The following is an 11864-nucleotide window of genomic DNA, read 5'->3' on the forward strand; positions in this document are numbered from 1 at the left end:
GGCTAAAGATGGATAGAGAGATACCAAGGGGCTAGCTGTAGATGGAGATGAGTGATGAAAGATTCGAGGAGCTTTGGGGCTCAATACAGTTGGCGCAAGACATGCGGAAAGCTAGACCCGAAGATTATGACAGGTTGGCGATTGCTCTGAGCTTCAAACTCAGTCACTCAGATTTCGCTCTAGACCCTAAAGATAGTGCGGAACATTTGCTGGAAATCGTACAGAAAAAGATCGATGAAAGGCTTGCGGAAATTTTAGGCGCTGATCGCTCACGAGAGAATTTCGCTAAACAGCTAGAGCTTGCTCCAGGATTTAAGTTTTTTATGGATGTAGCTTTACGCGCTAAGAAAAAGCTCAACGAGCTGATCCAGTATATTGATGAAGATGAACCAGATGAATTTGCAGTCGAATTTGCCGAATTTGTTTTGGAAGCTATGGATGAATTTAATTCTGTAATCGTGAATGGGGATGTTCTCCCTTTGCTCCAACGAGGAATCTATGCTTCGGATATCGCACTGGCGCTAGATGTCTGGGTTACCAAGCGCGTTGATGAAGCTGGTAGCGAGCGATTCTGGCATGAAGAGCTTGAAAAAAGAAAAGGCGTGCTCGAAAGGCTCCTTGGCGGTTATGCAGTCTTCATGCAGAGCGAATTTCATGTAGGTACGACTGACGTCAAGGGAGCCGGAAGCAAGCGTGCTGATTTTGCCTATTTGAATAAGGCTAATAATATCAGCTTGGTCGAGATAAAAGCTCCCAAAACAAAACTTCTAGGAGGAAAATATCGCGATACTTACCCATTCTCAAGCGAAGTTTCTGGCGCGATCTCTCAAGTGTTGATTCAGCGAAACGAGTTGATGGTTAACTTCTACCAGAAGCGGAGTTCGGCACCATTGCCTTTTGAGGTGTTTGCTCCTCGCTGTTTTTTGATCGTCGGTGACCTAAGTAGCATATCCGATGATAGGGAGAAGCTTATGGCCTTTGAGGTGCAGCGTCAGGCTATTGCCTCGCATGTATCGATAGTTACATTTGACGAACTTTATGAGCAGTTTGCTAGCTTCCATCAAGTGTAGTGCCTTTTTGTTAGGTCGAGGGCGGCGACTAAAAGGGAGTTGTGGTCGTTTTTTTGGGGGGGGGGCGTCAATTGTGTTTCTCAGATTTGAGAAGCCTAATCAGGGGGGCGGCGGTGGAGCTCGTCCGTGTGGAGGATCGGCTTGAAGCCACGGGCTGCTTACCTGGCGCTCAGGCGATACTTCTAATGATCCAAATCTTCCAGCAACGGGAGAAGAGGTTGAACTTGATCACAAGCTAACTGAAGGTTTGGCTGCCATGCAGGAAACAGTTCAGGTTTGGCAGGTAAGGAGCAACCTGTGAGCAGTAACGCTATTGCCTAATTCATTTAGCAGAATGGATTTTATCGAAGACAAGTAGGATTTTTTCCGCCGCCTGCTTTGCCTTTTCTGGAGAAGCACATTCGCTGGCTCGGAGACGCTCGAAATGTACACCTTCATGCAAGAGCATGGTTGTCCTCGCATGGGCCTCTGCAGGTGTTTCTTGGTGAACCGTGTCGCCGTCAACCTCAACAACCATGATGATGCCTTTACGGATCAGCACAAAGTCAGGCTCGATTCTTCGGTAGTTCGATCCACCCCGTATGAACACCGGCAGCGGCGCAAACGAGATGCCCATCGACTTAAAGGCCTTGTACATATGAATCTCAGGCTGTGACCGGAAGATTAATCCGTCCGCTGTAAGTGGCGCGACATTATCAGAACGCACTCTCCCTTGATTAGATATCTTTGATCCAGAAAGCCAAGCCGTCGCCTTTTCTCGCCACTGTGGATCTTCAACAACGGCCGGAGAAATTCTCACTTCGCAAAAGGCATCAGACGGATTTTTTCTTACTATAATTTCCAGTTTCTTAAAAAGTATTGCCTCGAGCTCTGCTTTGCGTGGCTCGATCTGCGGGTACAGATTTAAAGGTACCTCCAGTATGAGAGAGTAGTAAGTCGTGCCCCCGTTCCAATTGTCGTAATGGGACTCCACGACCTCCGGTTTAGAGAAAGTCAGTACCGCGACTTCTTGAGCTGCTCCCTCAGCAGCGAATAGTCGTGCCAGGGTTCCAAGGGTTGCTTCGAGGGTGAAAATCAACTGTAGGCTCATGCATGTCCTGATTGCCAGCAACGTGGCGGCTTCTGAAAGGAGAATAGCAGCTTGGCCTGCGGCACCTATTCCTGGAGTACGGCGCTGCTAGGTGATAAAGATGACCTACAGTGAGACATCTTGAAAGCGTTGAGTGCATTTCGCTTCTCAGTAGTCCTTTAAGCCCCATTCGGATTTGATCGGCCAAAGTGGGGCACACGAGTCCTGAACTTCGCCACAGCGTACGGGAGAGAAGCGACTTAAACGTCCGGAATACAGGCACAGAAGAAAGGAAGTCAAATGTACCTATCAATCATGAAACCTGATGCTCTCCGAGAGGTTTCCGTGCTTTGTCGTGGCCTTTGGGTCGTTGAGGGGCCGGACGGCCCCGTGCTTGTCGTCAAAGTTGGAAAAGAGTTCATTCTGGCTGCGCGTGAGAAACGTGAACTGAAGCTTTATTTGGCGCCTTACGAATCGGGTGCCGTCACTGGACTTACGTTGTTGACGACATGCTTCGACGACCCACATAGCCCGCTGATGATTAAGACGCCTCTTATGGGCGGGGATCCTCTTACACAGGCATTACAAAGCCTTCCAGATGATTTCAGTGTCTGCTTCTTCGATGAGCACAACCGCGAGCTCCTGAGCTGCTCAGCGCAGGCCTGTATCAATGAGCTTCGAGAGCGTGCAAGGCTCGTCAGTCCTCTGGAAAATGAGCACTGGCATCCGATGATGGCACAGGCGGAGATCTGGTTCAGCGTCACTACAGCTGAAGATGACGCCCGCGCCATGACGGTGAGGCTCCTGGACGATCTGTTTCCCAGCGACTTCCTGATCACCGACTTTACCCGTCAAGGATTCCAAGGCTCTAAAAAGTTTTCGTACACTCAGTTGGAACGGCCAGAGCCCGGCCCGCTTCAGGAGATTGATATCATCTATCTGCTCCAGTGGGCCTATTCAGCTGAGCAAATCATCCATGGGCCCCTGAAAGTTTCCGACGGCGAAGAGCTGGCGGATGCTGTGGTTTTGGGCCGCGAGGTAACCTTGCTGCTGCAGGCCAAGGACAGTCCTAACACCGCTGCAATTTTGGGCACAAAGCTGGAACGGAAGCGGAAAAAAGCCGTTAGCCAGTTGAAGGAAGGCCTGTCGCAGTTGCGTGGCGCGATCTCGACGATCAAGCGTGAAGGAAATCCTCTACTGAAGCTTGTTAGTGGCGAGCCCCTTGTTATCGACTTGGCAGCGCGACCGTTGGTGGGCGTTGTGATCGTCAAGGAGCTATTCATCGACGCCTACGATGAGTACGGAGCCCTGATCTTGGATTTCATGGATGAAGTTGGTATTCGCGTATTAGCATTCGATTACAACGAGTTTGCGGTCATGACCCGGCATTGCCCATCAGAGCAAGCGCTATTATCTGCGTTCTGGCAAATCTCCGAATGCGCGGTTGAGCGCCGTATCTATCCCAGACTTCGCTTCCCTGGGCTTCCGCCTCGCTGATTCGGGCGGTCGGCACTGCTGCGCGGTACTCTCTAACGCACACTCAAAAGAACACTCGAAAAGGAACATGTTTTGAGCAAGCTCGAACAAGGCGCCTCATTTGGCCAATGGACACTGACGCAGCGACTCGGCAGGGGCGGGAATGGCGAAGTATGGGAGGCCATTAATGAGATCGGAGAAAGCCGGGCGATAAAAGTCCTCATTCGTGGCGGCACAGATGAGCCGTACCAGCGTTTTTGTCGAGAAATTGAAGTGTTGAAAGGACTCGGCATCCCTGAGGGGATAGTGCCTCTACTCGATAGCTACATACCAGAAAATCCCAGAAAAGAGCGGCCTTGGTATGTAATGCCTATTGCCGTTCCTTACATGGATGACGTCGAGCGGAAAAAGCCTTTCGAAATCGCCTCCGAGTTCCAGAGTTTGGCAGCAACGTTGTGTCGGCTGCACAATCAAGACATCTCTCACAGAGACATCAAGCCTGCCAACTTCCTTATTTTGGATGGCCAAGTCTGCCTTTCGGACTTTGGCCTCGTCAAAATCCCCGATGCGGAAGGAATCACGCCCGAACGACGAGACGTCGGTGCGAAATACACGATGGCTCCTGAAATGAGAAGGACGCCAAGCGAAGCCGATGGGAAGCTGGCAGACATCTACTCGTTAGCAAAATCTCTATGGATGGTGCTCACGGGTAAAAGTCTCGGATTCGATGGGCAGTATGACGCCCACACTTCTGTAGGGCTTCGTAACTACCTGTCTGACTATTACCTGACCCCATTGGATGAGCTCTTAACCGCCTGTACCGAACACGAGCCAACTGCTAGACCAGCTCTTGACCACTTCATTGAGACGCTCGAAGCATGGATGCACATCAATGACGACTTCGATGCCCGCAATGGGCATGAGTGGCGGGAGGTTTCTGAAAAGATATTTCCGTTGGGGGCGCCGGCCAGGGCTCAGTGGGAAGACCGGCGACAGATCTGCGCCGTGTTGAACGCTGCTGCGTCGAATTCAGGGCTGAATCACATGTTTTATCCGACTGGAGGTGGCATGACGCTCCTGGGAGCAGACCTTGCCCCAGAGGCGGACATGATTGAGCTGAAGGTGAGTGATCGCATGTACGAAATTTGCTGTCCTGAGCGCCTCTTTTTCGAGTCATACGCCGGAAAACCCGAGTGGAATTACTTCAGGCTTGAGCTCAAGCCTGTTTATCCAGCGTTGGAAAATGAGACTGCCCGATACCTAGAGGATTCTGAGGAGCTGACTGAAGTTCTGCCTGGGGTATACGCGCCGCTGCAAGCTTGGTTCGACAATGAGCTAAAGGGCGAACCTCTGACCGATGCCGCCAGGCGGGTAACTCGGTTATCGGGTGGAAGCTTTGTGATCTTCAGTACCTCTTCTGTCTACAACCGTGTACCAGATACCTACGATGGCCGGCACAACACGATGTCCTCTGATGAATTCAGAGCATACATCCACCGGAATGCAGATAGGGATCGTTGAATGGAACGGTGACTAACCCTAGTCGTGCCAAAGGGCGCTTACATGATGGGATTTAGCGACAAATCTGCGCGAAGTAGGGGGGGAGAGCCAGGTGGCCAGTTCATCCGAGGAGCTGAGCGCGGTCAGTAGTCAGACCAGTAGCAGTTTGCAGTTGCAGGGTCTGGAGATCGAACAGGCTGCGGCGGCTGTGAATCAAATGACGGCGGCCGTCGACGAGGACGCACGCAACGCGGTTAAAACCAGCGAGGCGTCCCAAGTGTCGGAGCAAACCGCGCAACGCGGCCGTGAACAGGTTCAGGAAACGGTGTCCTCAATACCTGACCCTGTCTGACCTATGTTTGCTTGACCCAGAGGAAGGACTCAGTAGGCATTGTCTGGCTTTTGATTGATGGGTGAGGTAGCCCGTTTTATTTCTACTTCAGATAAATTTGGGTAAGGGTACGTCCGGCCAACACGCCTTATCTCTTCCCCCAAGAAACGCTATTATTGCGCCACTAGCTTAAGCGGGGTCTTTCAAGATCGGACGCTCGTCCGTACTCCCTTGGGTATCACGACAAGGATGGTTGCGCATGGACGATTCCGTTCAGCTTGTTTCAGCCCCCGAAGCACCCCGTTCCCAAAGCACTCAAGATCCTGGCGACGCTGGTTTCAAAGTTCAACCTAGCGGATTTCCAAAATGCTATTCCGGTAATCCGGGAGCTGCGGATCCTGAATGAGACGAATGAACGATCAGGTGAATGACAAGTTGTCCCAGGCGACCGCAGATGCGGTAGCTCAAAGCCAAGAAGAACTGGCCCGCCTTAATCAACGTATCGCTTCAGTGCTCGCGCAAATGAGCAAGACAGCGGCCTTTGCCATCAGGCAGCGTGTCGCTGGGCCTGAGGGGGAGGTAGCTCAGCGATTATCCGACGTATTGATTGAAAAGCGTCGGGAGATCCTGGATCTCGTCGAGCGTCAGCGAGCGGCCTTGAGCACCTTCAATATCGTTCTGTTCGGTCGCACCGGCGCCGGCAAGAGTTCATTGATTACCGCCTTTACCCGAGGGAGTGGTTCGGCAGTTTCTCAGGGAGAGAGCGATTGGACGACAGATGTCGAGCCGCTGTCCTGGAGCGCCTGCCGTATTTATGACACTCCCGGTATCAATGGCTGGGGGCGTCGCAACTCTCGTGATGATCTTGAAGCCCGTGCCCGTAAAGCTGTCGAGGTGGCCGACTTTGTATTGGTGTGTTTTGACAGCCAAAGCCAGCAGGCTGACGAGTTTGCGAAATTTGCCGCATGGGTGAATCAATACCGTAAACCGGTAATCGCCGTGCTCAATCCTCGCAATCCTGTCTGGCGGATACCCAGTCGCGTGCCTGCGGCGACGGCCCGCGCCAATCTGTCACGCTCGGTCAGTGAGCATGCCACCAATATTCGTGATGAGCTGTCGCGCTTGGGCTTGAATAACGTCCCGGTTGTGGCGGTAAGCTCAAAGCGTGCCGTGTTCGCGCGGGCAACGTTGCCCTTTGAGGGGCCGGACTTGGAAAGCCTGGTCAAGCAGCGGGAGGCATACGGGTGTGAAAAGCTGGAGGCGTGGTCGAATTACCTTCGCCTCGAAGATTTGCTGACCCTGGCGATTGCAGAAGGCGCGGTAGCACTGCGTCTCGGCTCGCTTAATGATCAATTGCGAGGCTTGTTCACGGGCTTGGCGCATACGATAGACGAGGTACGTGATGAAGCTCTAAGCGGTGCTGAGACTCTGGAAAGTACGTTACTCGAACCCATGATGCGGTTAGTGGGATATCCGTCCGCTGATACATCGGAGCGCCGTGAGCGTCTGGTGGTCGACGGCGTGGATCTGCTTGATGCATTGGAGCACCATCGCGGTGGCCGTTTTCAGGCACCGAGTGAAGGGCAGTACACAGAGCAAGTTACATTGAGGCTGGATACAGTAATCGGCACCCTATGCCAGGCATCGCTACGAAAGGCGGATGATTGCATCCGTGAAGCCTTTGATCGAAACCAGGCGCTTACCGAGTCGACAGTGCGAGAACGATGTTTCGATGAGGAGCTCATTGCTCAACAGACGGAGGCGGTATTCAACGATACTCTGACATTTCTGCGCGACAGCGCCGGCTTAGCGCTCAGCGACGCGAAGTTGGAGTTGGCCATCCGTATCCAAGGGTGTTCGATTGATGGTGATGCAGGCAATGGCTGGAAATACAGCGCCTGGGCAATAAAAGGCGGGGGCATTCTTGCAGGCGCCCTGGGCGCCCTTGGAGGTTTAGTTGTCACTAACTTCTGGAACCCGCTCGGTTGGAGCGCAGCCGTTGCGGCAGGTGCCGTGTTGCTTGGGGGCATTGCTTCGACATTGCTGGGGTGGGGCGGCAGTGCTGCGCGAAAAAAGGCGGAGCGGGCCCGTTTGGAAGGCCGGCAGCAGGTCACTGCAGCATTGCACGCGCTGATCTATGGCGCTTACAGTCACGTCAAGCACGACGTATTGGCCCAATCCGCAAAGGTGCAGCTTCAAGCGACGCAAGACTTACTGTTGCCAGCGGTGCGCAATGTGCTTTCACTGCGTCGTATCACTAAAAGATGCGCGACAGTACAGGCGACAATTGCTCAACAATCGCAATCTCTCGAGCCGCTTCGCGACGCGCAATTGTTGGTATGGGAAATTGCCCAACACCGAGAGCGGCAAGCCTTTGCACAGCGCGCTAGTGCATCGGCGCTTTATTGGCTTGGTGAGGACTGGATTGAAGATACTGATGGTCTGGTCAGCGCGCAGGGGGCCACCAACTCCGGTACGACGCGCTCCTATGACCCGAGCATATTCGACAAGTTATTCCTCGGCATGCGTGGATTTCTCGGCCGTTTCTCACATGATGTCACCCTGCATGCAGCTCAGGAATGGCTTGCCGAGGCTCTGTATGTTTGCGCTCAAAATAAGAGCGCCGAGAAGGCTCTGGAACCTTTGGTCAAGTTTGCTGGCGTCGGAATATCCCGCATTCACGTCGTGGGCGATTACAACACGGGGAAGTCGAGTTTCATCAAGCGCTTGCTGCTAGATGGCGGCTTACCCGTGCCAGATACGCTCAAGGTGGCGGCAAAGCCTCTGACTGACACAGCGCATACTTATGATGTCGACGGTGTTCTTCTGGTCGACAGCCCCGGATTTCAAAGTAGTCACCTGGCGCACACGCGGGAAGCTTGGGCCGCCCTAGCGGATGCCAGTGTGGTGATTTTCCTGCTGCAACCCAATCTTATCCTCGGCGATGACATGCCGCTTCGCACCGCCATCGCCGGGGACTTGTCCAAGGGTATTGTCAATAAACGCGACAGCACCTACTTCATTGTCAACCGCTCGGACGAGTTGGGTGTCGACCCAGAGCTGTCCCCCGATGTCTTTACAAAATTGGTGGAGCGCAAGCGTGTGGAGCTGCGCCAGGCCCTGGCAGCACGTTCAATTCAAATCGACGATGACCAAATATTCTTTATGTCCAGCGATCCTTATGGCTTGGTGGGAGATCGCAGTGATGCTGATGCCTCGGCGTTTGACCCATACCGTGGATGGGACGGCTTCACCCCGTTCATGGAGGAGCTACGTGCTGTACGACAGGGGTTGTCGGCTTCGGGCGCTGCGCGCTCCATCCTGCATAGCGGCATCTACCGCTTGTGGCAGCAGGTGCTTTTGATGCGGCACGATATCAATCTTCAGCGCCGACAAAGCGACGAATTGGGGCAATTGAGGCTGCTGGTAGGACAATGCGCTACCAAGGGCAAGCAACTAGGTGACCGCTACTTGCTGACACTGCAAACCTTGGTGCGCGATCGGGCTGAGGTTCTCAAGCAAGCGGTGCTGGTCGAAAGTGACCCGGCCAAGCTCAAGAACAAGGTTCAGCAGCTGGAGCGCTGGTGGAAAGATCCCGAATTAGTTGTGGGACTTGATCAGTGGCAAAAGGAGTTCAGCGAGGCGCTGGAGGCTTGGCAGCGTCGGTCAAACGAGCGTATTTCCCGTCGCGTCGCCTCCGTCACCTTCCGCCAGGCGTTTGCAGGTGAACAACCGAAGACTGGGAGTTTCAACGATGCCAAAGGCAAGGGATGGGCGTTTGAAATCTTCGATAAGGTTGGACGCTCCATGGGCGGGGCCACGCGAGAGATCGTCTATGGCACGGGCAAAGCTCTTGGCTTTAAGTTTCGGCCATGGGGGGCGGTGAAATTAGCGAAAACCTTCGCCAAGGCTGGCGCTGTTATCGCAGTAGTGGGGGTCGTGGTGGATGTTGCCTTCGTCTTCGTTGATGAGCACCGCAATGCGGAGCGCGAGCGGGCCCGGCAAAACCTCGCGGAATCGCTCGAAAAGTCGGCGGAGCAATTGATCAGTATCATAAGCCAAGGGACGGACGATAACCCTGGCCTGATGAGTGGTAAAGATGACCTAGTGGCAAGCTTCCAGGCTTTTGACCGCGAGTTGGCCAACGACCTTGCAGCGCTCAACGAGAAGGTGCAGGTGAAGCTGGAGCAGGTTGCAGCCTATCGTAGGCTATGTGGCAAAGCATTGTTACTTCTTGGTAAAAGTGGGGACGAACTTGAGTAACTCGACAGCAGAACTGATCGACAGTCTTTGGCAGCATTTGCAGACGTATGCTCCTACCTTGCATTACGTCACCCAGTACCGCGACCAATGGCGAGCATTCTCCGACATACCAACCGTTCGTACGGTGATCTTCGGTGCCTACGATGCCGGAAAGAGTAGTCTTTTGAAACGCTTGCTGGTTGAGGCTCAATGCCCAGTGCCTGATTGGGTTGTCATCAGCGCACGTCGTGAGACATTCGAAAGCCGAGAAGTCCAGGCGGGCCCTATTGTTTTTGTCGACACACCAGGACTGGGTAGCGGTAACGACGAGCACGACACCATTAGCCGCAAAACGCTGCAGTTGGCCGACGCGTATGTGTGGGTGATGCCCCCGCAGTTGGTGACCTCTGGTCAAACAGATTATGTTGCGCTCCTCAAAGGGACGTTCTTCCACCCTCAGCTGCCACCTTGGGCAGTTGCTTCGGCCACGGTCGCAGTCGTTGCACGCATGGATGAGGCTGGAGTCGACCCTGGTGAAAGCCCTGAAGGGTTTGCAACGCTGGTCGACAAGAAAATGGCAGAACTGCTCAGCATGTTATCCAAAGATGGCATTGGAGGTGCCATGGCCGGCATGCATTGCGTCGTGGCCGACCCTTATCAGATGGTCGGCAACATGCCGGATCCTGATTTCACCATGTACGACATTGGCCGCTCTTGGGATGGCATTGCCGCATTGGTAGCCACGCTGGCTGGATTGGAGTGTGACAAGTTGCGTCTACGGCAGCAGGCCGGCTTACGCTTTGTGTATGCCGTGACGCGGGAGCTTGAGGAGGCAGTGCGCACACGGGACAGCGTGTTGCAACTGGAGGCTGAGCGACTGGATAACGATACGCAACGTTACGCGCTGTTTCGGCAACGGCTTGCAAGTGTAACGGCCCACTCAGAGATGGACTTACAACGCCGTGTAGAAGAAGCGCTGCGTCCCGCTGGTCAAGCGGAGCTCGCGGATATCCCGCGGGTGGTGGCACGCCTGGAAGTGATGCTGTCAGAAACGATTGATCAGTGGGCCAGCGCCAGTTGTGCTGATCTGCAGACCTTGGCTCAGGAATTCGAGCTGGAAATACAGCGGCATGCCGTAAAGCTGGACATTGCAGGGTTACTCGATAGCGCCCGGATCCAAGCTGATGCCTCGCAGTGCGTGAGCGAGCAGCCCAACTCGTTTACACGAAATCGTAAGAGGGTATTCGGTTTCTTGCCGGTCATCAGACAAACCATCAAGAGCTTGGTGGAAACCGACTTAGGCATGTCGATTCAGGATGCGCAACACAAATTGGGTGAGCTGGAGAAGCTAACGGGCGATGCGTTGGCGGAGGCGATCAAGAAGATTTTTAAATCCAAAGAACAGATGGAGAAAGCGAGTAGCTACGTTCGCTGGGCTTCAACGATCAGTGTGGTTGCCCCGCTTGTAGACCAATTGGCATCTGTTGGCAGCGATATGTTGGAGGAGCATTTAAACCAGCAGCAAATTGAGGCCGGGATCTCGAAGCGCAAATTGATCCAGCAACAGCTTGATGAGCAGGTTGGCGTCATCCGTGCTCAAGCGCAGCGATTGTACGGCGAGTTGAGCCTTGCCCTTGACCAACAGCTGCAAGCGCGCTGGCAGCTGTGTCTAGACGGCAAGCAGCAGGTGTTGGAGCAACGCCAACAGTCCTACGATTTCCTGAAAGGGCTTGGTGATCTGTTGGCTCGAAATGAACCGCTTGGGGCGGCGTAAACCACTTCTCCGTTTCCGAGCCTGGTTGATTTGTCGATAAGCGCCCCTAATTGCAACTACGCGCCCCTCATCAGAGGGCGCCTGTGTAGTGGTCAACTAATCCCGAACACGACGTTTAGTTTTTTCTCGGCCTGAACTGGCGCTAGTCCACCGTTGAATTGATGGGGCCGAATCCAGTTGTACCGTTCGCGTCCGGGCATCACGCCTTGCGTGATTAAAGCGGTTGCCACTTATGCGGCAGCAACTGATCGATCTCACTCGCTCGTTTTGTCGGCAGGCGCGTGGGCACGTCCTTCAAAAAGCATACGGATTGCCCATTCAGTGTCCGGCGTTTCAGGCTGTAATCCAGCGCTCTACTGATGGCCGAACCTTCGGGCACGAGATCGCGCTGGGCGATCATCT

6 protein-coding genes and 2 pseudogenes are annotated in these 11864 nt (G+C 53.9%); 6 read left to right on the forward strand and 2 right to left on the reverse strand.

The window, feature by feature from the left end:
• Positions 1-41: 41 nt before the first annotated feature.
• Entirely contained in the window at positions 42-1070 is a 1029-nt protein-coding gene (locus AC1DIG_RS09065) for a Shedu immune nuclease family protein (protein ID WP_477767026.1), read from the forward strand.
• A 322-nt stretch (positions 1071-1392) separates the two neighbouring features.
• Here the strand turns inward: AC1DIG_RS09065 and AC1DIG_RS09070 are convergent, their stop codons facing one another.
• Positions 1393-2160, reverse strand: coding sequence for a hypothetical protein (locus AC1DIG_RS09070; protein ID WP_477767027.1), 768 nt, complete (start codon positions 2158-2160; stop codon positions 1393-1395).
• A gap of 279 nt (positions 2161-2439) precedes the next feature.
• Between AC1DIG_RS09070 and AC1DIG_RS09075 the strand changes: the two genes are divergently transcribed.
• From AC1DIG_RS09075 to AC1DIG_RS09095, 5 genes and pseudogenes are all read left to right on the forward strand, one after another.
• Complete coding sequence (locus tag AC1DIG_RS09075; protein ID WP_477767028.1) at positions 2440-3636, forward strand: hypothetical protein; 1197 nt, start codon at positions 2440-2442, stop codon at positions 3634-3636.
• A gap of 72 nt (positions 3637-3708) precedes the next feature.
• Positions 3709-5136 (forward strand): protein kinase domain-containing protein, encoded by a 1428-nt coding sequence (locus AC1DIG_RS09080; RefSeq protein ID WP_477767029.1) that lies wholly within the window; start codon positions 3709-3711, stop codon positions 5134-5136.
• Positions 5137-5224: 88 nt separating this feature from the next.
• Positions 5225-5452: pseudogene (locus AC1DIG_RS09085) on the forward strand (methyl-accepting chemotaxis protein); the annotation flags it as partial.
• A gap of 405 nt (positions 5453-5857) precedes the next feature.
• Positions 5858-9709: a GTPase gene (locus tag AC1DIG_RS09090; RefSeq protein ID WP_477767030.1), complete on the forward strand. Its 3852-nt coding sequence runs from the start codon at positions 5858-5860 to the stop codon at positions 9707-9709.
• Complete coding sequence (locus AC1DIG_RS09095; protein ID WP_477767031.1) at positions 9702-11462, forward strand: GTPase; 1761 nt, start codon at positions 9702-9704, stop codon at positions 11460-11462. The genes AC1DIG_RS09090 and AC1DIG_RS09095 overlap by 8 nt, the downstream gene beginning before the upstream one ends.
• 214 nt (positions 11463-11676) lie before the next feature.
• On the opposite strand, the pseudogene AC1DIG_RS09100 reads toward AC1DIG_RS09095, so the two are convergent.
• Positions 11677-11862: pseudogene (locus AC1DIG_RS09100) on the reverse strand (hypothetical protein); the annotation flags it as partial.
• Positions 11863-11864 lie beyond the last annotated feature (2 nt).

The sequence above is a fragment of the Pseudomonas sp. 05N431 genome, assembly GCF_056397005.1.